Source organism: Saccharopolyspora pogona (assembly GCF_014697215.1).
GTDB classification, from domain to species: Bacteria; Actinomycetota; Actinomycetes; order Mycobacteriales; family Pseudonocardiaceae; genus Saccharopolyspora; species Saccharopolyspora hattusasensis.
On the sequence record NZ_CP031142.1, the window covers coordinates 4,765,001 to 4,788,417 of the forward strand.

General features: G+C 68.9%; 17 protein-coding genes. 9 read left to right on the forward strand and 8 right to left on the reverse strand.

What is annotated here, in order from left to right; genetic code table 11:
* Window positions 1-120: 120 nt before the first annotated feature.
* From DL519_RS21790 to DL519_RS21800, 3 genes are all read right to left on the reverse strand, one after another.
* The gene (locus DL519_RS21790; RefSeq protein ID WP_190817531.1) at window positions 121-3,801 is read right to left on the reverse strand and encodes an FkbM family methyltransferase; all 3,681 of its coding nucleotides are present in this window, start codon (window positions 3,799-3,801) and stop codon (window positions 121-123) included.
* Window positions 3,802-4,001: 200 nt separating this feature from the next.
* The gene (gene glnA, locus DL519_RS21795; RefSeq protein ID WP_190817533.1) at window positions 4,002-5,345 is read right to left on the reverse strand and encodes a type I glutamate--ammonia ligase; all 1,344 of its coding nucleotides are present in this window, start codon (window positions 5,343-5,345) and stop codon (window positions 4,002-4,004) included.
* A gap of 67 nt (window positions 5,346-5,412) precedes the next feature.
* Window positions 5,413-6,996, reverse strand: a complete 1,584-nt coding sequence (locus tag DL519_RS21800; protein ID WP_190817535.1) for an alpha/beta hydrolase — start codon at window positions 6,994-6,996, stop codon at window positions 5,413-5,415.
* Between the two features lie 83 nt (window positions 6,997-7,079).
* Between DL519_RS21800 and DL519_RS21805 the strand changes: the two genes are divergently transcribed.
* The 3 genes from DL519_RS21805 to DL519_RS21815 all read left to right on the forward strand — a co-directional run bounded on the left by DL519_RS21805 (window position 7,080) and on the right by DL519_RS21815 (window position 12,801).
* Entirely contained in the window at window positions 7,080-8,825 is a 1,746-nt protein-coding gene (locus DL519_RS21805; RefSeq protein ID WP_190817537.1) for an NAD+ synthase, read from the forward strand.
* Between the two features lie 168 nt (window positions 8,826-8,993).
* Window positions 8,994-11,984, forward strand: coding sequence for a DEAD/DEAH box helicase (locus DL519_RS21810; RefSeq protein ID WP_190817538.1), 2,991 nt, complete (start codon window positions 8,994-8,996; stop codon window positions 11,982-11,984).
* Entirely contained in the window at window positions 11,977-12,801 is an 825-nt protein-coding gene (locus tag DL519_RS21815) for an SWIM zinc finger family protein (RefSeq protein WP_190817539.1), read from the forward strand. The genes DL519_RS21810 and DL519_RS21815 overlap by 8 nt, the downstream gene beginning before the upstream one ends.
* A gap of 305 nt (window positions 12,802-13,106) precedes the next feature.
* Here DL519_RS21815 and DL519_RS21820 read toward each other — a convergent pair whose 3' ends face one another.
* Window positions 13,107-14,501 (reverse strand): IS1380 family transposase, encoded by a 1,395-nt coding sequence (locus DL519_RS21820; protein WP_190814282.1) that lies wholly within the window; start codon window positions 14,499-14,501, stop codon window positions 13,107-13,109.
* A 725-nt stretch (window positions 14,502-15,226) separates the two neighbouring features.
* Between DL519_RS21820 and DL519_RS21825 the strand changes: the two genes are divergently transcribed.
* Complete coding sequence (locus tag DL519_RS21825) at window positions 15,227-15,574, forward strand: hypothetical protein (RefSeq protein ID WP_190817540.1); 348 nt, start codon at window positions 15,227-15,229, stop codon at window positions 15,572-15,574.
* A 98-nt stretch (window positions 15,575-15,672) separates the two neighbouring features.
* Complete coding sequence (locus DL519_RS21830) at window positions 15,673-16,257, forward strand: hypothetical protein (protein WP_190824632.1); 585 nt, start codon at window positions 15,673-15,675, stop codon at window positions 16,255-16,257.
* Window positions 16,258-16,541: 284 nt separating this feature from the next.
* Here DL519_RS21830 and DL519_RS21835 read toward each other — a convergent pair whose 3' ends face one another.
* Window positions 16,542-16,958: a hypothetical protein gene (locus DL519_RS21835; protein ID WP_190817541.1), complete on the reverse strand. Its 417-nt coding sequence runs from the start codon at window positions 16,956-16,958 to the stop codon at window positions 16,542-16,544.
* A gap of 119 nt (window positions 16,959-17,077) precedes the next feature.
* Here DL519_RS21835 and DL519_RS21840 point away from each other — a divergent pair, with 119 nt between their 5' ends.
* The 4 genes from DL519_RS21840 to panB all read left to right on the forward strand — a co-directional run bounded on the left by DL519_RS21840 (window position 17,078) and on the right by panB (window position 20,239).
* A complete protein-coding gene (locus DL519_RS21840; protein ID WP_190817542.1) occupies window positions 17,078-17,953 on the forward strand; it encodes a helix-turn-helix domain-containing protein in 876 nt (291 codons plus the stop codon).
* On the forward strand, window positions 17,943-18,185 hold the full coding sequence (locus tag DL519_RS21845; RefSeq protein WP_190817543.1) for a DUF397 domain-containing protein: 243 nt from the start codon (window positions 17,943-17,945) through the stop codon (window positions 18,183-18,185). Before DL519_RS21840 ends, DL519_RS21845 begins: the two co-directional genes overlap by 11 nt.
* A gap of 270 nt (window positions 18,186-18,455) precedes the next feature.
* Window positions 18,456-19,256, forward strand: a complete 801-nt coding sequence (locus tag DL519_RS21850; protein ID WP_317891385.1) for a transporter substrate-binding domain-containing protein — start codon at window positions 18,456-18,458, stop codon at window positions 19,254-19,256.
* 128 nt (window positions 19,257-19,384) lie between these two features.
* Window positions 19,385-20,239: a 3-methyl-2-oxobutanoate hydroxymethyltransferase gene (gene panB, locus DL519_RS21855; RefSeq protein ID WP_190817546.1), complete on the forward strand. Its 855-nt coding sequence runs from the start codon at window positions 19,385-19,387 to the stop codon at window positions 20,237-20,239.
* 39 nt (window positions 20,240-20,278) lie between these two features.
* Here panB and DL519_RS21860 read toward each other — a convergent pair whose 3' ends face one another.
* From DL519_RS21860 to DL519_RS21870, 3 genes are read right to left on the reverse strand one after another with little or no spacing between them, the layout of a single operon-like run.
* The gene (locus tag DL519_RS21860; RefSeq protein WP_190817548.1) at window positions 20,279-21,619 is read right to left on the reverse strand and encodes an ABC transporter substrate-binding protein; all 1,341 of its coding nucleotides are present in this window, start codon (window positions 21,617-21,619) and stop codon (window positions 20,279-20,281) included.
* Window positions 21,616-22,788, reverse strand: coding sequence for a hypothetical protein (locus DL519_RS21865; protein WP_190817550.1), 1,173 nt, complete (start codon window positions 22,786-22,788; stop codon window positions 21,616-21,618). The genes DL519_RS21860 and DL519_RS21865 overlap by 4 nt, the downstream gene beginning before the upstream one ends.
* Complete coding sequence (locus tag DL519_RS21870; protein ID WP_190817552.1) at window positions 22,763-23,413, reverse strand: hypothetical protein; 651 nt, start codon at window positions 23,411-23,413, stop codon at window positions 22,763-22,765. The genes DL519_RS21865 and DL519_RS21870 overlap by 26 nt, the downstream gene beginning before the upstream one ends.
* Window positions 23,414-23,417 lie beyond the last annotated feature (4 nt).

Sequence of the window (23,417 nt, forward strand, 5' to 3'; positions counted from 1 at the left end):
GGTTCTTGCGTCCTGTTCCGTCCGGTCTTTCATGCGGCGAACGGAAAGTTACGCACACCCTACGTGAAAGTCAAATCGCCTGGTCAAACTCTTGACGTCGCTCCTTCGGAGGATCTTGGGTCACTTCTGCTTCGGCCGCAGCCAGAGCTTCACGGTGCTCGCCGAACCCGCCGCGTCGATCGCTTCCAGCAGGTCAGAGGCGGTGACCGCATGGGTTCGGCCGACCGGGACCAGGTCGTAACCCCACGTGCCGAACTCCCTCAGCGCCGCCGCCGGATCGTCACCCAGCTGGCGGATCGCATCCGGTGTGAAAGAGCACACGATCGAAGGACGGTCGCGGCGCAGGAGCCGGACCAGGCCACCGAGCACCCGGTGCACACGCCCGCCCACGTCCACGTGCACGACCGAGAGCTTGAGGCTTTGCAGCGCGTCGTGGTTCTCCAGCTCGCGGTCGAGCCGGACTCCGCGCACGGACGGCGCTTTCTCGCCATCGGCAGGGCTGACCGACAGCCCACCTGCGAGCGACGATTCGGCTGCTAGTTGGCAGGACTCGTCCCACGCCGCGCCGTCCACCACCACGAGCCGATTTCCCCATGCAGCGGGCACGTTGACTTCCACGTTGTGCTTGAGCAGTCCGCCGCTTCGCGGGCACGGTTCGATCGCGACGACCGCACCGCTGTTGCCCAGCCTGTTCATGACCCGCACGGTCTGGTAGCCCACGTAGGCACCCACATCCATGAAGATGCCGTCAGGTTCTAGCAAGGAGTCGATCAGCGTCGACACGTCGACGTCCCAGCTGGGGTGCGACGACAGCCACGGCAGCATGAAGCTGTCGTCCGCCGGCAGTCGCAGCAGTCCGGCGTCGCAGAGCACCGGCGTCGTCATGCCGTCCCCACCACCGGTGTTGCGCTCGTGCTCCCTCAGCAGGATGCGTTGCAGGACGTCGGTGCGCTGCAAGGCGTTCGCGGCATCGAGCGACGCTGCGCGCAGGCCCGCCTCGACACCGCGGCTTTGCTCCAGGGAGTCCATTCGGTCGAGGATTCGCTCGACAGCGCCGGTCAGGCTGTCCAGGCGTTCCGCCAGGGCGTCCACCCGTTGATCGCCGACCGCGCCGTCTTCGAGCTTCAGGAGCCTGCGGTGCTGTTCGGCCAGGTCCGCCCGGGCTCGCACCATGCCGTCGTCGGTGCCCAGCAGCTGGGCACCGAGCTGGTCCTGGCGGCGGAGCAGCTGAACGATTTCCGCCCGCATCGCCTCCAGGTCGCCTTCGCCGTCCGCCTCGTACTGGCGGCGGAGCAGTTCGGAGGCGGTCTGCTCGACGCCGTCGACCAGCGAGCGCATCACGTCGCGGATGTGCTCGTCGTAGTGGCTCAGCGCTTTGAGGACGGCCCTGCGCAGCGCCGGGGCCATCGAGTTCCGGCTGCTCGCCCCCACCTCCGGTGTCCGGTGCAACGCGTGGCGCGCCACCAGCAGCGGGCGCAGCGGGTCGTCGAACTGGCCGTGGCTGTCCCGCGACCACTTCGTGCGCCAGTTCCGGTAGGCCTGCTCGACGCGCTCGCGCAGGCGCCCGCCCGCCCGCGCGACGGTGTGCACCGCAAGCAGGTTCTCCCTTGCTGCTGCGCCGAAAGCCGCCGTGCCTTCCGGGTCGTCGGCAGCGGCCCGCAGGAGTTCTGCGGCCGAGTCGATATCCGGTTCTCCAGGCCCCGTGCAGGGCACGAGGCGTGCCGCTTCGTCACCGAAGAACTCGACAACCGCGCCGTGCTCCCCCGCGATCACCGGCACTCCGTGCGCCGCCACTTCGAGCAGCCGCAGGACGGGGCCATCACCGGCTTCGCCACGGTGCAGCGACACGAAGCTGTCCGATGCGGACAGCAGCGGATTGATGTCGAGGTCCTCTTCGACCAGCAGGATGCGGTGATCCGTCGCGGTCGCCAAGCGCAGGCGCTCGGCGGCCTCCGGGTGCTCGACCGCACCGACGACGCCGACGAGCAGGCGCACCTCATCGCGTTCCGGGAATGCCGTCAGGAACGCGTTGACCACGCCGAGCGCGTTGTCCCCGCGCTCGGCCGCGTGGTCCACGAACGTCCCGAACACGAACTCGTCGGACAGCCCGAACCTGGCCCGTGCGCCCTTCCTGGTCGGCAAATCGACCCGGCTGCGCTCCGGCGCGGGCAGTGCGACGACCCGTGTCTTCGTACCGCTCCGGCGGGCTGCAGCGCGGCCGCTCTCCGAAAACACCCAGGTCTCCGCCACGTCGACGGCGTCGGAAGCGCCGGTGTGGACGTCGATCACGTACCTGCCTGCGGGCACCGGCAGGCCGGGTTCGCAGCGCAGGACGACCGGGTAGTACGCGGTGTCGGCCGAGGGCAGCCCGGACATTCCCACTGCGGTGCGCATCAGCTCTGCGAGTTGCCCGTCGCCGAGCACCGCGACACCGAGCTGATCGACAAGGGCCGCGCGGTTGTCGATCCTGCGGTGCACCGCCTCGGCCGGGACTCGGCCGCTGGCCACACCGACGCCGACGCACCACTCGTGGAAGGCCTCGGCATTGCTGCCGAACGGGTCCGGGTAGTCGCGCTGCAGGATCGGGTCGTCCGCCCACACGGCCGCGGTCCAGCGGGAGCCGCCGGCCGCGCGTTGCCTGTCGTCGGCCGGGGCGCACGACCACTCCCGGAACTGCGCCAGCGAGCCGTCCGGTTCGAAGGGGCTCGGCGGTGGTTCCCCGTCCGCGAGCCAGGCGTCGAGGTACTCGCGTCGCAGCGTCGCGGGCAGCACGACGCCGTCGGGCAGGACGTCGAACGGGTGCGGCTGTTCGCGGGTGTATCCGGCTCTGACCAGCGCGTTCCGGTAGCCCGCGCACAGCCCGGCGAGCGCCGGGTTCTCGGAGAGCAGTATCCGCGGCCGGTCGGCGTAGTCCGTGGACAGAAGCCAGGGCCGCTGCGGCTGGAAGCCGCCGAAATGGACGCTGCGCAGCGCGGCGCCGTCCACCGTGTGCCGACCGTCGCCCGCCACCACCAGCTCGCGCTGGGCCGCGTTCCAAACCGACAGGCCCACACCGGGGTCGCGGATCACCTGGTGATCGACCAGCGCGGGTGCCCCGTCCAGCACCGGCGTCGCCGCGCCGGGGTCGGCGCGCAGCTGCTCCACCCACGTGGCTAGGAGCTGCTCGGCGCCCGGGCGGACGGCGAACGCGCTGGCGTCGAAGGTGCCCGATTCGGCGAGGTCGGAGGGGCTCGGGCGCAAGCCATCCACGGCCAGCGGGCGCAGCACCCGCGGCACCAGGGCGACCGGGCGCTCGTGGGTCAGGTTCGCGACGAGGTCGTCGAAGCGGCCGAAGATCTGCACAGCCGGTTCGAAGTACAGCACCGTCGGGCCGGACTTCAGCAGGTGATGCAGGAACCTCGGGCGCAGCACGTTGCGCAACTGCTCCGCGGTGCAGCCCATCGCCAGCCGGGCGTACTCCTGCTCGTCGAGCCCGATGTCGGCGAACGTCAGGCCGTCCGGCTCCGAACGGGCCGCGCCGGGCAGGTCGACCACCAGCAGCGCGAACTGCGCGTTCGGGTGGTGGCGGCGGAACGTTTCGCGTAAGACCCGGGCGGCCGGGAGCTGATCGCGGCACGCGAGCGTGCAGCCGAGCAGGGTGCGGGCACCGAGGTCTTCCGAGGTTTCCGCCGTCCACTCCGGCTCGCCGAACAGCTCGGCCGATTGCTCCAGCACGCCGGACTGCAGGGGGAATTCTGCGGCGACCTCGCCGTCGGAACTCCCGGCTGCCACGGGTTCGGGCTGCGCCTGCGAATCAGTCACGGGCGAAACCTATCGCTCCACGCACCACAGCAACACGCCCAACCCCATGAGTGCACGGACCGGGACGTGGTGCCTTCGGCACCGACCCCGATCGATGCGGACTGGGCGGGTGTTTTCGCACGTCAACGCCCGTGAGCACGGTGAGGTGCTGCGGCGCCCCAACGTGCTCACGGGCCCTGACCAGGCCGAACGCCCGGGGCTCAGAGCATCGGCATGAGGGTGCGGAGCTCGTACGGGGTGACGTGGCTCCGGTAGGCGTTCCACTCCTCGCGCTTGTTGCGCAGGAAGAAGTCGAACACGTGCTCGCCGAGGGTTTCCGCGACCAGCTCGGAGGACTCCATCTCGGACAGCGCCTCGTTGAGGTTCTGCGGCAGGTTGGCGTAGCCGGCCGCCTTCCGCTCCCGCTCCGTCAGGCCCCACACGTCGTCCTCGGTGGCCGGCGGCAGCTCGTAGCCCTTCTGCACACCGCGCAGCCCGGCCGCGAGGATCACCGCATACGCCAGGTACGGGTTGCAGGCCGAGTCGAGGTTTCGGACCTCGACTCGGCGGGACGAGGCCTTGCCCGGCGAGTACATCGGCACCCGGACCAGCGCGGACCGGTTGGCATGGCCCCAGCAGACCGCGGTCGGGGCCTCGCCGCCGACGACCAGCCGCTTGTAGGAGTTCACCCACTGGTTCGTCACGGCGCTGATCTCGCGGGCGTGGTGCAGGATCCCGGCCACGAACGCCCGGCCGATGTCGGACAGCTCGAATGGGCTCTCCGGGTGGTAGAAGGCGTTCTGGTCGCCCTCGAACAGGCTGAAGTGGGTGTGCATGCCCGAGCCGGGCTGCGCGCTGAACGGCTTCGGCATGAACGAGGCGCGCACGCCCTGCGTGATCGCGACCTCCTTGACCACATACCGGAATGTCATCACGTTGTCGGCCATGGTCAGCGCGTCGGCGTAGCGCAGGTCGATCTCCTGCTGGCCGGGCGCGCCCTCGTGGTGGCTGAACTCCACCGAGATCCCCATCGCCTCCAGGGTCTCGATGGCGTTGCGCCGGAAGTGCGGCGCCGCGTCGTGGCTGGCCTGGTCGAAGTAGCCCCCGGAGTCGGCGGGCACCGGTTCGCTGCCGTCGTCCGGCAGGTTCTTCAGCAGGAAGAACTCGATCTCGGGGTGCACGTAGCAGGTGAAGCCGGACTCGGTGGCGCGGGCCAGGGTGCGGCGCAGCACGTGCCGCGGGTCTGCCCAACAGGGCGAGCCGTCGGGCATGTGGATGTCGCAGAGCATCCGCGCCGAGTAGTGCTCGCCGTCCGGGGTCTCCCAGGGCAGCACCTGGAAGGTGCCGGGGTCCGGCTTGGCGACCATGTCCGATTCGTAGACCCGGGCGAAGCCCTCGATGGCCGAGCCGTCGAACCCGATGCCTTCGGCGAAGGCGCCTTCGAGTTCGGCGGGCGAGATCGCCACCGACTTGAGCATGCCGAGGACGTCGGTGAACCACAGCCGCACGAAGCGGATGTCACGTTCCTCCAAGGTGCGGAGCACGAACTCCTGCTGGCGGTTCATGCACGCAGCCTAAGAGTTCCAGCGACCAATTGCGTAACTGGTCCATGAACCCGGCACTACGTGGTGTTCAGCTCGCGGTGCAGCGCTTGCCTTCGGGCGGGAGCGTCAGGTCCACCAGGTACTTCGTGGTCGCCTCGTCCACGCAGGAGACGCCCTGCAGGAAGACCGTGTGCTGGGTGCCCTCGAAGGTCAGCAGGCGGCCGTGCAGGGCCTGCGCGAGCCGCACCCCGGCCTGGTAGGGCGTGGCGGGGTCGCCGGTGGTGGAGATGACCAGGGTCGGCGGCAGCGCGCCCACCTCCGGCTCGGTGGTCTCGCCGGTGACCGGGACCGGCCAGAACGCGCACTTGTCCCGCGCGGCGCTCGGCGGGTGCCCGCTGTCCAGGAACGGCGCCGCCTCGCGGTAGCGGCGGTCCGCCTCGCGGACGATGTTCGGGTCCTCGACTCGCTGGTCGTCGACGCAGTGCACGGCGTCGAACGCGTCGCTGGTGTTGCTGTACCGGCCGCCGCCGTCGCGGCTGTAGTAGTTGTCGGCGAGGGCCAGCAGCGTGCGGCCACTGCCCTGCCGGAGCTCGGCCAGCCCGCTGTCCAGGTTCTCCCAGAGGCTGGGCGCGTACAGCGCCTGGATCGCTGCAATGGAGGCGTCCTTGTACGACAGTTCGCGGCCGCCGCCCGCCGGGACCGGGTGGTCCACCAACGGGCGAGTGAGCTGTTGGAACGCGACGACCGCGTGCGAAGGGTCGGTGCCCAGTGCGCACCGCTGGCGCTTGGCGCACCAGGCCGCGAAGTCGTTGAAGGCGCGCTGGAAACCGGCGCCCTGGGCGACCAACTGGTCGACCGTGGACTGCCCGGGGTCGATCGCGCCGTCGAGCACCATGGTCCGCACGTTGGTGGGGAAGGTCTCCGCGTACTCCGCGCCGACCAAGGTGCCGTAGGAGTAGCCGAGGTAGTTCAGCTTCTCGTCGCCGAGCGCCGAACGCAGCACGTCCATGTCCTTGGCGACGTCGCGGGTGCCGACGTTGGCCAGCATCTTGGTGCCGGTGCGCTCCACGCACTTCGCCACGTAGTCGCGCTCTTCCGCCTCAGTCCTGACGACCCCGGCGGGCGAGGTATCCGCGTCGGAGTCCAGCCGGTCGGCGTCGCGTTCCGGGCCGGTCAGGCAGTGAACGGCCGGTTCGGAGGCGCCGACCCCGCGCGGGTCGAAGCCGACAAGGTCGAACCGCTGGCCCAGCTCGCTGTCCGAGACCGACGAGGCGAGGCTCGCGGCCGTGCCCATGCCGGATGCGCCCGGGCCGCCCGGGTTCACCACCAGCGAACCGATCCGCTGTCCCGGGTCGGTCACCGGTTTGCGGAGCAGCCCGAGGGTGATCGTCTGCCCCTGGGGGGCGGCGTAGTCCATCGGGACTTCCAGCCGCGCGCACTCCAGGCCGCGCTTCTGGTAGGTGTCGCGATCGCTGTCGGTCGTCCCGTACGGTCCGCACGGCCCCCAGGACAGCGCTTGCCCGTAGTACCGCTCCAGACCTGCTGGAACCGGCCCGGCCGGGCCCGTGTGCTCGATGTGCGGCTGCAGCGGCGCCGCCTCTCGCGTCGGCGCGCTGCACGCGGCCGCGCCCAGCAGGGCCACCAAGGACAGCACGGTCAGTAGACGGGTCACTCACGAATCGTGACATGAGTGGAGAGGCGCGGCTCACGCCGGGCAGGACGACGTGCGCCTGTGGTGTGCGCGAAGATAGGTGCATGCCCCAGCTGCGCATCGCACTCGCACAGGTCAACGCATGCGTCGGCGACATCGCCGGCAACAGTTCGATGATCCTGGACTGGACCCGCCGGGCCGTGCAGGACGGTGCTCACCTCGTGGCCTTCCCGGAGATGGTGCTCTCCGGCTATCCGGTCGAGGACCTCGCGCTGCGCAAGTCGTTCGCCGCCGCGAACCTCGCCGGGCTGGAAGCGCTGGCGCGGCGCTTGCAGGACAACGGCTGCGGCGACGCGCTGGTCGTGGTCGGTCACCTGGGCCGTGACGACGAGGGCCCGCGCAACTCCGCGTCGCTGATCTACGGCGGCGATGTCGTCACGACCTACCACAAGCACCACCTGCCGAACTACGGCGTGTTCGACGAGGCGCGCTACTTCGCGCCCGGCTTCGACCTGCCGATCGTGCGGTTGCACGGCTTGGACGTCGGGGTGGTCATCTGCGAGGACATCTGGCAGAACGGCGGCCCGGTGGCGGCGTTGGGCGAGGTCGGCGTCGACCTCGTGGTGTGCATCAACGGTTCGCCGTACGAGCGCGCGAAGGACGACGTGCGCACCCCGCTGGTCATCCGGCGGGCCGCCGAGGCCGGTGCGCCGATGGCTTACGTGAACCTGGTCGGCGCGCAGGACGAGCTGGTTTTCGACGGCGACTCCATGGTCGCCACGCCGGACGGCGAGATCCTCGCGCGGGCGCCGCAGTTCACCGAGCACCTGGTGGTGCTGGACATGGACCTGCCCGCTGGTGGCCACACCTCGACTACGGTGCCCGCCGAGCCGGGCCCGATGCGGCTGCCCGCCTTCGACGTGCAGCGGATCGTGCTGCAGCCGGAGCCGTTGCCGCGCTACGAGCCGGTGTCCGCGCTGCCGCCGGCGGAGCCGCTGGACGACGTGGCCGAAGTGTGGTCGGCGCTGGTCACCGGGCTGCGCGACTACGTGCACAAGAACGGGTTCCGGTCGGTGACCTTCGGCTTCTCGGGCGGCATCGACTCCGCGGTGTGTGCCGCGCTGGCCGCAGACGCGCTCGGCGCGGACGCGGTGCACGGCGTGTCGATGCCGTCGAACTACTCGTCGGAGCACTCGCGGTCGGACGCCGCCGAGCTGGCGCGGCGGATCGGTTGCCACTTCGAGGTTCACCCGATCGCGGACATGGTCGACGTGTACGTTCGGCAGCTGGAGCTGACCGGGCTGGCCGAGGAGAACGTGCAGGCGCGTGCCCGGGGCGTGCTGCTGATGGCGTTGTCGAACCAGCGCGGGCACCTGGTGCTGGCCACCGGGAACAAGACCGAGCTGGCGGTGGGGTACTCGACGATCTACGGCGACGCGGTGGGCGCGTTCGCGCCGATCAAGGACGTGCCGAAGACGCTGGTGTGGAAGCTGGCGAAGTGGCGCAACGCCGATGCGGAGAAGCACGGCGAGGTGCCGCCGATCCCGGAGAACTCGATCACCAAGGCGCCGTCGGCGGAGCTGCGGCCGGACCAGGTGGACCAGGATTCGCTGCCGGAGTACGACGTCCTGGATGTGGTGCTGGACGGCTACGTGGAGGGCGACCGCGGTTACGCGGACCTGATCGCGGACGGGTTCGACGCCGAGCTGGTCGAGCGGGTGCTGCAGCTGGTGGACCGCGCCGAGTACAAGCGCCGACAGTACCCGCCGGGCACCAAGATAACGTTCAAGGCGTTCGGCCGGGACCGGCGGCTGCCGCTGACCAACCGGTGGCGCGAGATCGCGCCGTGAGGTGACCGCGCGGTGGGGAAGTCGGTCACGGGGTCGTGAGTCCTTTGGGTTGTCATAGCTGCCCAAAAGACGCACGGCCACAAGCAGCCAGGGGTCCCGTGAGCGGTTCTGGGTGCCATAGCACCGAAAAGCACTCACGGGCCCTTGGCAGCGGAAGGAGGTTCGGCCGTGTGGGCCGTGCACGGATTGTGCACTGTAGACGGACGTCTGGTGCTGTGGGCGGAGGATTCCGAGCTCCCGGCTCGAGTGGCCGGGCGTGCTCCGCGCGGTCCGGTGGCGCACCCCTTCGCGGTGCCGGGTGAGGCTCTTCGGGACGCCCTGCCGGGTGAGCAACTGAAGGCCGACTCCGTACGCCTCCAGCTGCCCTCCTACGCCTCCGCTCCCGTCGCATCGCCCGAACTGGTGCGGGATCCGCTGACCGCGGGGCCTGCGCCACGCGGCAAGCTTCGGCTGCGCGAATGGCTGGTGCCTGCCGTGTCGTGCAGCCCCGCGGCCGTGATCTCCCTGCTCGATGAAGGCGCGCCCGGATGTCGGTTGGGCGCATCCGCGCATTTCCTGCGCAGCGTCGCCGGATTCGCCGAGCAGGTGGTGTCGCAGGGACGGGTGCTGCCCGCGCTGGTCTTCGAGGCGGACCGGCCGGCGGCGCGCTGGCGGCCGTCGTTGTCCGGCACTGATTCGGCTCGGTTCGTGGCGCTGCGCGAATCCATGCCGCCGGCCTTCCGCTGCGAGCGCGGCGACCCGCCCGCCGAGGTCCTGCGCGCGGCGCTGGACGCGCTGATCGACGGCATCGCCCGCGCCCGGGTCGCAGACGTCGAGATGCCCGGCGGCCGGACCGCGGCCGCGGCGTGGCTGAACGCGCTGGCCCACGAGCCGCGGTTCGACAGCGATCCCGAGAAGGTGCGGAAGCTGGCCGGGCAGTTGGACGCCTGGCGCGCCAGCGGCGCAGGTGAGAGCCCCGTTCGCACCTGCTTCCGGTTGCACGAACCGGAGGGCGACGACGCGGACTGGCGGCTGGAGTTCATGCTGCAGGCCGTGGACGACCCGAGCGTTCTGGTGTCCGCGAACGAGGTGTGGCGGGAGGAGAGCCGGGTACTGCAGCGCTGGGTCGCGCAACCGCAGGAGTTGCTGCTCGCCGACCTCGGGAAGGCGGGCCGGGTCTTCCGGGCGCTCGATGCGGCGCTGCTCGTACCGCATCCCTCGGAGTTGTTCCTGGACGCCGACGGCGCGTACGAATTCCTCACCCATGCGGCGCTGCTGGACCAGGCCGGGTTCGGGGTGCTGCTGCCCTCCTGGTGGGGTCGCACCCAGCAGCTCGGGTTGAAGCTGACCGCCACCAGTTCCGGCACCGCGGGCACGGTGGCCAAGAAGTCCGGGCTCGGCATGGACGCCGTGGTCGACTACCGCTGGGACCTCGCGCTCGGCAACGAGCGGCTGACCGAGTCCGAGCTGGCGGAGCTTGCCACCGCGAAGGTTCCGCTGGTTCGGCTGCGCGGCAAGTGGGTCCAGGTCGACCGCAAGCGGCTGGCCGCCGGACTGGCCTATTTGGAACGCTCTGGGACCGGGCAGATGACCGCCGGCGAAGTGCTGCTCCAGGCTGGGGTGCACCCCGAGGACGGCGACCGGCCGCTGCCGGTAGTCGAGGTCAGCGGGCACGGGTGGCTCGGGGATCTGCTCTCCGGGCAGGCCGAACAGTACCTGGAGCCGGTGGATCCGCCGGAGGGATTCACCGCGACGCTGCGCCCGTACCAGCGCCGCGGCCTGGCCTGGCTGGCGTTCCTGGACCGGCTGGGGCTGGGCGCATGCCTCGCCGACGACATGGGACTGGGCAAGACCGTGCAGCTGCTGGCGTTGGAGGCGCTGGCCCGATCGCGCGGTTCACGCGCCCCGACGCTGCTGATCTGCCCGATGTCGGTCGTCGGCAACTGGCAACGGGAGGCGGCCCGGTTCGCGCCGGCGCTGAAGGTGCACGTCCACCACGGCGGCGGTCGGCTCACCGGCGAGGACCTCATGGAAGAGGTCGGCGGGCACGACCTGGTCATCACGACCTATCCGCTGGCCGCGAGGGATTCCGCCGTGCTGCGGGAGATCCGCTGGGACCGCGTGGTGCTCGACGAGGCGCAGAACATCAAGAACAGCGCCTCCCGCCAGGCGAAGGCGGTGCGCGGTCTGCCGGCCCGGCAGCGGATCGCGCTGACCGGCACACCGGTGGAGAACCGGCTCGCCGAGCTCTGGTCCATAATGGACTTCGCGAATCCCGGTGTGCTGGGCTCGCTGAGCACGTTCCGCGCGCGGTTCGCGGTGCCGGTGGAACGCGACGGCGACACCGACGCGGCGGCCCGGTTGCGGCGCATCACCGGTCCTTTCGTGCTGCGCCGGGTGAAGACCGATCCGGCGATCATCAACGATCTGCCGGACAAGATCGAGATGAAGCAGCTGTGCAACCTCACCGCCGAGCAGGCTTCGCTGTACCAGGCGGTGGTCGACGACATGCTGGCGCGCATCGACAACAGCGAAGGCATGGAGCGCCGCGGGCTGGTGCTGGCGACGATGTCCAAGCTGAAGCAGGTGTGCAACCACCCGGCGCAGCTCCTCGGCGACGGTTCCCCGCTGCCCGGCCGGTCCGGGAAGTTGCTGCGGCTGGAGGAAATCGTCGAATCGGTACTGGCCGAGGGCGACAAGGCGCTGTGCTTCACGCAGTTCGCCGGGTTCGGCGGGATGCTGGTGCCGCACCTGTCGGCGCGGTTCGACACCGAGGTGCTGTTCCTGCACGGCGGCGCGACGAAGAAGGCCCGCGACGAGATGGTCCGGCGGTTCCAGTCCGAGGACGGGCCGTCGATCTTCCTGCTGTCGCTGAAGGCCGGCGGCACCGGGCTGACGCTCACCGCCGCCAACCACGTCATCCACCTGGACCGGTGGTGGAACCCGGCGGTCGAGGACCAGGCCACCGACCGGGCGTTCCGCATCGGCCAGCGCCGGGACGTGCAGGTCCGCAAGCTGACCTGCATCGGCACCCTGGAGGAGAAGATCGACCGGATGATCGAGGACAAGAAGGCGTTGGCGCAGCTGGTGGTCGGCTCCGGCGAGAACTGGCTGACCGAGCTGTCCACCCGCGAGCTGCGGGACCTGGTCTCCCTGGAAGCGGAGGCCATCGGTGAATGAGTGGCGCGGATTCCCGCCGTCCGCGAAGCCGATCCGGGTCGAGGGCGGCATCAAGGCGCGCAGCAAGCGCGGCGAGATCGCGCAGACCTGGTGGTCGCGGCGGTTCATCGAGGTGCTGGAGTCGTTCGGCATGGGCGGCCGGCTGCAGCGCGGCAAGCGCTACGCGCGAGCCGGGCAGGTGCTCAGCCTGACGCTGTCGACCAGCATGGCGATCGCGCTGGTGCAGGGTTCGCGGCCGCAGCCGTACCGGGCGCGGATCGCGATCAAGGCGTTCCCCGCGGCCGAGTGGGAGCGGATCGAGCGGGCGCTGGCCGGGCAGGCGCTGTACGCGGCGAAGCTGCTGGCCGGGGAGATGCCGACGGACATCGAGCGGGTTTTCGACGAGCTCGGGTTGCAGCTGTTCCCGACGACGATGCGGGAACTGACGATGGATTGTTCCTGCCCGGACTGGGAAATCCCGTGCAAGCACCTGGCGGCGGCCTGCTACCTGCTGGCCGAGTCGTTCGACGAGGACCCGTTCCAGATCCTCGCCTGGCGCGGCCGGGGACGCGAGGAGCTGCTGGACCGGTTGCGGGCGATGCGCGGCAGCGTATCGGCCCCGGCGGCGGAGGCAGCCGACGACGCCGCGCCGTTGCCGGAATGCCTGGAAGCCTTCTGGACCGCTCCGGAATCCCCGGCGGCGCCGGCCATCCCCGCCCCGGAGCCGACCGCGCCGGACGCCCTGCTCGACGAGCTCGAACCGCTGCCGGTGAAGATCCAGGGCGAGTCCGCCGTCGAGTTCCTGCGCCCTGCCTATCGGGCGATGGCGCGCTCGTGAGCGTCGGGTGGATCGCGATTTCGCGTACGCGGTTACCGGTTTTACACGCAACCCGGGGCAGAAGGGTATGCCAGCCGACTGTAAGGGCGCGTATGAGCGTTGAAGAAGTAGCCAACGGATTAGACAGAGCCTCTGAACTTCTACCGATACAACCCGGATCCACCGAGTTGGTTTTGGCGTGGGTTGTTGATCAAGGTCTTGGGGGTGTTGATCGATAATGCTGGTGGTGGGTGTGCGGAGTCCGCCGGCCTGGTGGTCCGGCTTATCCACTGTGGTCTCCGGTCGGCGCCCGTAGGCGGGTGTGGTCAGGGGCAGGCCCCGGCTGGCGGGGGGTGGGTTGCGGTGAACAGGCTGGTGAAGGCCTGTTTCCAGTGCCAGTCGGCCGGGAGGTGCAGCACGATGCGGCGGGCGGAGCGGGCGATACGGGCCGGGATCGTGATGAGGTGCCGCCGCAGGGTGGTGGTGCGGGCTTTGGCGTGGAACTGCGACGCGAGACTGCCTGCGGCACGCATCAGGTTGTGGGTCAGCGCGGCCAGGGACAGCCAGGCGCCGTTGGCGGCGAGCTGCCCGGAGGGCAGGTGGGCCGCGGCGGAGTCGTTGAGGTCGGCGAAGACTTGCTCGATCGTCCCGGCGCGGCCGCGGTGCTCGGCCTCGGCGGTGAGCAGCTCGTGCGGGGAGTCGGTGAAGATCGCGTGATAAAGCCAGACCGGGAACAACTCGCCGGTGGCATCGGTGGTGGTGATCCGGGTGCGGCGCACGATCAGCCGGGCGGTGACCGCACGGCCGGGATTCTGGGTGACGTTGGTGAACGCCTCCAGTGTCGTTTCGGCGATCTCGCCCTCATAGATCCACTGCTTGGCGCGGTCGTCGAAGACCGGCCGGTTGAAACGCACGGTCTGCCATGTGTTCTCGTCGATCCCGGCGATCGCGGCCTTCACAGTCGCGGTGTGTTTGGCGGTGACCGAGAAATACGCCCCGGCTTTGCGGATCGCGGCGATGACCGGGCCGGTGAAAAACGCCGAATCACCCCGCACCACGATCGTCCCCGTCGCACCACACGCCCGGGCCGTCTTGATCGCCGAGGTGATCAGTGACGCCGCGCCGCGGGCGGAATTGGCGTTACCACCCCGCATCCGGGTCGCCGCCACCACCGGCGCCGTACCGGGGGTGGAGATCGTGGCCATCAGATAGTTCAGGCCCCGCACCTTCGTATACCCATACGCCGAGCCCTGCTTCCCCGCCCCGTAGACCTCTTTGATCTTCGAGTCGATATCGACGAACACCAGCTCATCGGCCCCCGGCAACAACCCGCACCGCCCGGCCAGGCGTTCCAGCACGATCCGGCCCAGCTTCTCCAGCTGCGCCACATGCCCATAGGTGAACCCACGCAGAAACGTGCCCAGCGTCGACGGCGCCCGGATCCCGTCGAACAACCGCGACATGCCACCGTGGCGGATCACACCCAGATCCTCGAACGAGTCCGCACCACAGGCCATCCCCGCCACGATCGAGGACACCTTCACACCCGGATTCGCCCCCGCCGACCCCACATCCGGCGACAATTTCACCGTCTGCTCAGCCAGATCAGCCACCCCGACCTGCTCGGCCAGCCGCAACACCGGCACCAATCCCGCACACGACACGAGATTCGGATCATCGAACCTCACCGACACCGCGCCGACACTATGCGATGCTTGCATCCAGCAGATGCCCTCTCATCCAGGAACCGATTGTCTCTCTTGCAAGAACAATCATCCCAGGCCAGAGGGCATCTGCCCCACCACGACACGACCCCCGCCTGCACAAACTTTCACCACAACACCGGTGGATCCGGGTACAAGCACTCCAAGCAGCGCAGACCTTGATGGAGGAAGCGACCCATGCACTTTACGCCAGGGCCGCAGAAAGCAACGACCCTGAAGTAGCAGAGGTTTCGAGAGCTGGCAGCACTCCACCACGGAGATAGAACGAGCCTCCCAACTCTGTGCCGAGGTAAAGAACCGGATCGTCGCCTACCGGGCCGAGATTGTAGGTGGCGGAGAGAGTCCGGGCACCGCACAAGGACTAGTGGCCAGCAGGGACAAGCCAGACAACAGAGCAGAGATCGACCCAAACAAGTTCAAATACTTCTTCGGCAAAGTAAAGTCCAACGATCACAACGAAAACAGATCGAACCAGAACATTGATGAACTGAGCAAGATCCGCATATTCGACACGCCCGAAGTGACACGCTCAAGCGTCACCTTGAGGATGCGGTACGCACGAACGACAACATCAAGCGGACGTTCTCAAACGAGTGGGGCACCTACCAGGTTCGTGACTCTCTGCTCGCTGGCTCTGGTGGGTTCCTTCAGCTCGAAACAACTTGGCACGTGACGGACCAAGGGCTACGGTTGACTACGATGATCCCGAAGAGGGGGAAGAAATGACCGGCACGATGAGCATCCCCAAGGAACAGGATTTCCTTGACCAGTTCGGGGAAGCTCCTGAAGTCCTGGACGAACCTTGGATTCAGCGCACTCAGATCGAGTCTGAAAACGGCACGCTTGAACTGAGCTACGACGCTATCCAGCGGTCCGTTCAGTTCGTCTGGCGTCAAGCAGATGATGTTCTCTGGTACTTCGTACGCGAGTGTGCAACCGCCCTGAGAATCCGGGCGGAAAACCAAGAAACGCACCTTGTTGCGGAGTTCGAGTCCGAGGAGTTGTCTGGCGCGCTTGATGTAAAGGTCTACCCCCGAATCTCGATCAAGGACTCTTCGCTACGGAGCTAGGGATCGATGCTACAAGCCCCCGGCGTTCACCCGGGGGCTTTGCCTATACCGACTCAATTATCCTCCAGCCTTACCTCAAATGTCTTCCATTAAATAGCATGCCGTGCACCGCGCCAAAGTTCGCGCTGCTTGGGCGCGATTCCTGCGCGGGCTCTACAGGTGAGCTGCGCCCCTTCACCTCGTCAAGGACCTCGACGTCAGCGTGCAAACACCTGGCGGCGGCCTGCTATCTGCTGGCCGAGTCGTTCGACGAGGACCCGTTCCAGATCCTCGCCTGGCGCGGCCGGCAGCGCGAGGAGCTGCTGGACCGGTTGCGGGCGTTGCGCGGCAGCCTATCGGCCCCGGCGGCGGAGGCAGCCGACGACGCCGCGCCGCTGCCGGAATGCCTGGAAACCTTCTGGACCGCCCCGGAATCCCCGGCGGCGTCGGCCATCCCCGCCCCGGAGCCGACCGCACCGGACGCGCTGCTCGACGAGCTCGACCCGCTGCCGGTAAAGATCCAGGGCGAGTCCGCCGTCGAATTACTGCGCCCTGCCTATCGGGCGATGGCGCTCGTGAGCGTCGGGTGGATGGCGATTTCGCGAGAAATTGACCGTCACCCGGGTGAACGCCAATTTCTCGCGAAATTGCGCCGTCCACGAGGCTTCGCCGCCTCGACGGCCACCCACCCACGACGAACCTGACACCCACGGAAGCAGCAGAAGAGCCCAATTTCGCGCGAAATCGCCAACACCGCACCGAGCTGCTCGCGCACCCCGCTAGCGAACGCGGTGCCAACGCCGGGGCCGGATGGCGTTGGCGGGGACTGGGAATCCCTGGCTGCCGGAGGTCGGTTCTAATATGTTCGGTCGCGGCGGCGATCATGGTCCGCGGCCGCGCTGGCGTGGCTGGTCACCAGCCCGGAACTGGCAGAGGTCAGCGGCGCGTACTTCGCGGGCCACAAGAGGCGGCGGAGCTCAGCGGAGTCCTACGACGAGGCACACGCCAAGGAACTCTGGGAAGTGTCCGAGGAGCTAGTCTTCTGACCCTCGCTCGCTCGCAGCGCCCGGAACGCTTCGGCCTGGTTGGCGAGGACGCGGACGCCCGCGTAGTTCACCGGGCTGTCGTCGACGTGCACCGAGATGACGTCTTCGCCTCCCCAGACGATGTAGAGCATGCGCAGGTAGTAGGCGGATTGGCCGTCGTTCCAGGTGCCGTATTCCGCCGTGTAGAGCCCGAACTCGCGCTTCAGGCGCGCGAGCTCGGCTTCCGCCCACGGCCGCAACTCCTGGCGAAGTTCCTCGGGGTCCTGCTGCTCCGGATCGACGACCTTCCTGGCGACCTCGATGTCGGCTTCCGCCCCCGGTTGCACGGCCTCAAGCACATATCCGAAACGCACTGTCACCACTCCCCTACCCACTGGATAAACTTCCGTCGCTTCACAAACGGAGGTGTGTCCTGGAACACTCTGAGACTAACTGACATTTGACCGAGCCACATGTCCTCGAAAGGCTGATCTTCGACATGGGCAAACCACGTGCGACTCTTGAACGCCGTCAACTCGGCGCAGAGCTCCGGAGACTTCGGGAAGCGGCGGGAAGACAGCAGAAGGACGCCGCTGCCGCGATCGAGTGCGACGTGAGCCAGATCAGCCGAGTTGAGCGCGGCGAGCGCGCTTTCAAGGTGCTGGAGATCGAAGCCCTACTCGATTTCTACGGCGCACCAAAGGAAAGCCGAGCACAGATCACCCACCTCGCACAGATCGCGCGCCAGCGTCAGCCGCGCCGCATGTACTCAGACGCCTTCCCGGGCGCATTCCGCAGGCTGAGCGACCACGAGCAGGATGCGACGGAGATCTACTACTCGGACAGCGAACTGATCCCCGGCCTGCTCCAGACCGAGGACTACATCCGAGCCATGATGCGCGTCGGACGTTCCGCCGTGCTGGGGTCAAGCGCCGAGGACATCGAAGCGAGAGTGCAGTTTCGGCTCGACCGCCAGGAACTCATCAACCGCGAGAACCCTCCGCAGATGTGGTTCGTGATCGGCGAGGCAGCTCTGCGACGCCCAATCGGCCGCTGGAAGGTTCTGCACGGACAGCTCCTGCACCTGCTGGATCTGATCGAGCGGCACCCGCACGTCGTGATCCAGGTAGCCCCGCTTTCCATTGTGGACCATCCTCTTCTCGGCGGATCGATTGAGATCGTCCGATTCGGCGGCCTTGCCCCGGACCTCGTGCATCAGCCAACCTTCATCGGTGGCGGTGTCTACGTCGTCGACGAGAAGGACATTGGGGAGTGCATGCGCGCCTTCGACCAGCTCCGGGCGGTAGCGCTCGGGCCTGAGCAGTCGCGGTCGTTCATCGCTCAACGAGCAGAGGAGCTGGGGCATGAAGACTGACGACGCCAAGAACGGCTGGTTCAAGAGCAGCTACAGCGGAGGGAACAACAACACCTGTGCCGAGGCCCGCTGGTTCAAGAGCAGCCACAGCGGCCCGAACAACAACAGCTGCGTCGAGTGTCGCTTATCCGGCGGAAGCATCGAGATCCGGGACTCGAAGGATCCCGGTGGGCCGATCCTCCGCTTCGGCAGCGCCGCTTGGGCGCGGTTCCTGCGTGGGCTCGGCAGGTGAGCTGCGCCTGTTCGGATGCGGCGAGGCCCGAGGCGCCCGGCTGGTGGGAGGGGGGCACCCCCAGTTGCCCCCCTCCCGCGCTCCCACGCGCTCCCAGTCATTAGACGCCCGGGAGGCCGTTTGGTTGCATCGTTGTTCTTTCCGTTATTGCCGGAGGTCGAGACTCAGGCGCCGGGTTCCGAAGTACTCGACCAACCGCGGCCTCATCGCTCTGGCCTTCCCGGGTCCGAGCGGATATGCATGTTCCGCGAAGATCGAAAGGCAGGGGCCATGCAGTGGAAGAAGTTCGGCTTCGGGTTGGTCGCGGCGGGCGTCGTCGCGCTGAGTGCGGCGTGCGCCGCGGCACCGGGCGAGCCGCCGAAGGCCGCGGCAAGCCGGGTGGACGACGTCGTTCAGCGCGGTGAGCTGCGGGTTTGCAGCACCGGGGACTACCGGCCGTTCAGCTACCGGGACGCGGCGGGCGCCTGGAGCGGGATCGACATCGACATGGCGCACGACCTCGCCGGCAAGCTCGGCGTCAAGGCGACGATCGTGCCCACCACCTGGAAGACGCTGGTCAACGACTTCAACGCGAACTGCGACATCGCCGTCGGAGGCGTGTCGATCACCCTGGAGCGCGCGAAGCAGGCGTTCTTCAGCACCGCCTACGTGGTCGACGGCAAGACCCCGATCACCCGCTGCGAGAACGCGGCGCGGTTCCAGACGTTGCAGCAGATCGACCAGCCCGGCGTCCGCGCCATCGTCAACCCCGGCGGCACCAACGAGCAGTTCGCCAAGCAGAACCTCAAGCAGGCCACCGTCGTCGAGCACCCGGACAACAACACGATCTTCCAGCAGATCCTCGACGGCAAGGCCGACCTGATGATGACCGACGCCGCCGAAACCAAGTGGCAGGCCAGGCAGCACCCCGAGTTGTGCTCGGTGCACCCGGAGCAGCCGTTCACCTTCAGCGAGAAGGCGTACCTGCTGCCCAAGGGCGACGTGGTGTTCCAGCAGTACGTGAACCAGTGGCTGAACCTCGCGCTGCACGACGGCACCTACGCGCGCATCGCCGAGCCCTGGATCGGCTGACCCGGAACTGTGACGTTGGCCCTCGGAGTGTGTCGGCGAAGTTGAGCGCGTGCGACGCTTTCCTGCGCAACCATCCGTTACGACCCGGGGACCCGCGATGCGGGCTTCGAGGAATAGGACGGTCAACGATGACTGCTGCGCAAAATCAGGGCGAGACGGCCGCGCCGTACGGCTCCACGCCGGCCAAGCGGCGAGTCCGCATCCACCACCTCCAGCAGCTGAAGGAGCGCGGCGAGCCCTGGCCGATGCTCACCTCGTACGACATGTACACCGCGCGGATCTTCGACCAGGCCGGAATCCCGGTGCTGCTGGTCGGCGACTCGGCCGCCAACAACGTCTACGGCTACGAGTCGTCGCTGCCGGTGACCGTGGACGAACTGCTGCCGCTGGTCCGCGCCGTGACCCGGTCCGCCGAGCGGGCGCTGGTCGTGGCCGACCTGCCGTTCGGCTCCTACCAGGCGTCGCCGGAGCAGGCGCTGGCCACCGCGACGCGGTTCATGAAGGAAGGCCGCGCGCACGCCGTCAAGCTCGAAGGAGGCCGCCGCTACGCACCGCAGATCGAGGCGCTGGTGTCGGCGGGCATCCCGGTGATGGCCCATATCGGCTTCACGCCGCAGAGCGAGCATGGCCTCGGCGGCTACCGGGTGCAGGGCCGCGGCGACAAGGCCGACGAACTGCTGGCGGACGCGCTCGCGGTCCAGGAGGCGGGCGCGTTCTCGGTGGTGCTGGAAATGGTGTCGGCGGAGGCGGCGAAGCGGGTGACCGGAGAGCTGCGGATCCCGACTGTCGGCATCGGGGCGGGGCCGGACTGCGACGCCCAGGTGCTGGTCTGGACCGACATGGCGGGCATGAACACCGGTCGCACGGCGAAGTTCGTGAAGCGCTACGCCAACGTCGGCGGCGTCCTGGCCGATGCGGCCAGCCGCTTCGCGGACGAGGTCCGCGGCAACACCTTCCCGGCCGCGGAGCACTCCTTCCAATGAGGTGACGGCGGGGTGCGCGGCTTCCGGTCGCGCACCCGGTCAGGGAGCGACGCAGGCGAAGCTCGCCCACGCTTCGGTCGGCGGCGGGCCCGCGAGCTGGGCGCGGACGGCCTCCAGCCGCTTCAGGATCTCGTCGAGCCGCGCGGGCTCCCGCACGTACTCCAGGACGGCCCGGTAGAAGGCGCTGCGCATCGTCGCCGGCATCAGGTCCGAGGCGTCGAAGCACAGCCGGTCGGCCTCGCTGATCTCCCGGGCTATGCGCTGGTCCACGACGCCACCGGGACGCCCCGCGTAGAGGCCGCTGTCCCGGAAGTTCTTGTTGATCGAGTACACGCTGCTCCCGCGGTCCCCCGCCAGGATGCTCTGGCCTTCGGTGGAAGCCAGGAACTGCATGAACGCCTTCGCCCCGTCCGTGCCCTTGAACATCACGGCGAGATCCGCCGAGACGATGGACGGCCGACCCTCCGGCGGAACCCGGAAGTAGTCGAAGTCCTCGCCCGCGACCAGGCTCGATCCGTCCGGCCGGGTCTGCGCCTGGTACTCGGTCTTCAGGAACGACGCCCCGTGGTCGAGGGAGCACCGCTGCGGCCGCTCGAACATGCCCCGCCCCGCGTCGCCGAAGTCCGTCAGTAGCGCGGCCGGGGCGCCCGCTCGGGACCCGGCCAGCACCTCTCCCCACGCCTGCCAGGCGCTCTTCACCCTCTCGTCGGTCCAGTGCATGCGGCCCTGGGCGAACTCCGCGTAGTCGGCCGGGCCGTACTTCTCGAGCAGGATGTCCTCGATCCAGTCGGTGCCCGGCCAGCCCGACAACGGCGGCGCGCCCATGCCGAGGCACCAGCCGCCGGAAGCACGTGCCAGCGCGAGCATGTCGTCCCAGGACTCGGGCGGGCGGATCGGTGCGCCGTCGCGCTGGTACCAGACGATGCTCTTCAGGTCCGCCTTGGCGACGACCGCGAACCGCTGCTCGGGTTTTCCAAGCCGCTGCACCCACTCCCAGAACCTCGAGTAGGGCTGTGGGCTCTCGTTGTCGTAGGCCTCCGGCAGCTCCACCAGCCGGGGCTGGTTCAGCGGAGCGTCGGCGTAGCGCTGCAGCTCTGCCGGGCTCGGCACGATGGCGATGTCCGGTGGCGCGCCCTTCTGCACGTCGGCGAGCAGGACCTGTTCGAGCGCCCGGGTTCCCTGGTAGTCCACTCGGAACCGGAAGCCGTGCGCCCGCTCGAACTCCTTCGTCATCGCGTCGAACTGGGCTCTTTCCCGACCGGTCCACGACGCCAGCACCGTGATGCGCTCCTGCACCGGCGGTGGGGCCTCGGGTGCGGCGCAGGCCGGGGCGAGCAGCGCCAGGATCGTCGCGAACAACCAGCGGTAGGTGCGCATCATCGCTTCCCGTATGAGTATTCGTCGAGGCGCGGCCAGAACCCGATGACGACGAGCCCGGCGATCAACGCGCTGGACCACGGGATCCCGGTTTCCAGCCACGCACCGGATGCAGTCGCCGCCAGCCGCACGTTCACGGTCTGGTCCGTGGCCCGGCCCTCGACACCGGTCGCCGCCTGGGACAACCGGTCAGGCATCGTCGGGCCGCACTCCCTGGCCGCGGTGCGGCAGTGCTTGTCCGCCAGCGCGGCGAGGGTCTGCTGGGCGGTCATCTCGCCGTCGGGTTCCGCCAGCACTTTCTGCAGGGTCGTGCCGAAGCTCGCGATGTCCGCATCCATCTCGTCGACGGCGTCCGTGGTGGAGATGTTCAGCGCTACCACGGCGATCGCGGCGAGCAGCACTCCGCTGAGCAGGCGGCGGAAGCGCCAGACGAGGTAGCCGTGCCCGGCCAGCAGGAACGCGCACACCACCGCCTGCCACGCCAGCCAGGTGGCGGTCTCGTCGGCGGTGACCTCGCCCGCGCCCACCTGCTTCGCCAGCTCGCCCGCCTGCAGTTCCCGGAGCTCGCTGAGCCTTTCGACGATGCCGCCGAGCGGATCGTGCAGTTGCCGCCAGGCGTTCCATAGCGCGACGGTGCCCATCAGGTGGTCCTCGGCGTGGAAGTACGCGCCCGCCTGGCTGACCGAGTCCGAATAGGACGCCAGCAGGCTCTCGATGGTCTGCAACGCCTCGGTTCCCTGCGGGCCGACGGCGTTGACCTCGGCGGCGTGCGCCAGGCTCTGGCTGGCGATGGCCATCTGGTTGTAGTACGCCTGGCCGGGCCCGGTCAGCGACCCGCCATCGGTGTCGAACGCGGCCACCGCCGCCTCGTTCGCGGAGATCAGCGCGTTCCTGGCCACCTGCACGTCGACGATCATCGGGCCGACGTGTGCGCGGAGTTCGGTGGAGACGTCGTGCGCGCCGTGGAAGTACGTCAGCGACGGGCCCGCGGACACGAAAGTCAGCACCACTGAGCAGAACAGGAGTGTCCACAGCGTCCCGCGCGTCGTCCTGATCCAGGACAGCGCGGCCCTGCTGCGGGCCCCGACCCACCGCGCACCCGCGGTGGACCAGGTCGCGGCCCACCGCAAGCCCGATGCGATCCCGCTAGCCCGCACGGTCCTGGCCGGCATGCGCGGGACGTCCCGCGTCGATGACGTCGTCCGGCCGGAGTCGGCCCGCCGCGACCAACCGGGTCAGCCGCTGCGAGCTGTCGTCGTCCCCCGTGCGACGCGCCCGCCTGCTCGCCTCCTCCCAGAAGAGGCCGGCGCCTTCGAGGTCGCCGAACTCGTAAGCCGCGCACCCGGCCCAGATCGCGTCGGCGAGATCGCGCTCGCTGCGGCCGACGCCCGTGCCACCGGAGAAGGTGGTCCAGTGCGCCTTCACCGCTCGGACCTGGCCGGTCCGCCGCGGGGCGTCGGGCTCGCCGCGCACCAGATCGACCACCGCGACCTGGAGGTCCTCACCGCGCGGCCCGTCGCGGAGGTCGAATCCGACCGCGTACTCGCAGGTTCCGGACCAGTCCGCGCTCAGCGGCACCTCGGCGCCGCGGTCGGTCCGGATGACTTCGTCGGTCGAGCCGCCGGGCGGATCGAGCCGGAGTACGGCGCGAACCGCGCTGGCCAGCCGCAGGCGGATCCGAATCCGCAGCTCCTCCCCGGTGCTCGCGACGCGCACGACCACGCGCGTGGTCAGCCGCCGTTCGCCGGGGAGGAGGAACGGGTTGTGCCGCAACACCAGATCGGGTTGTTCTGTCATCACA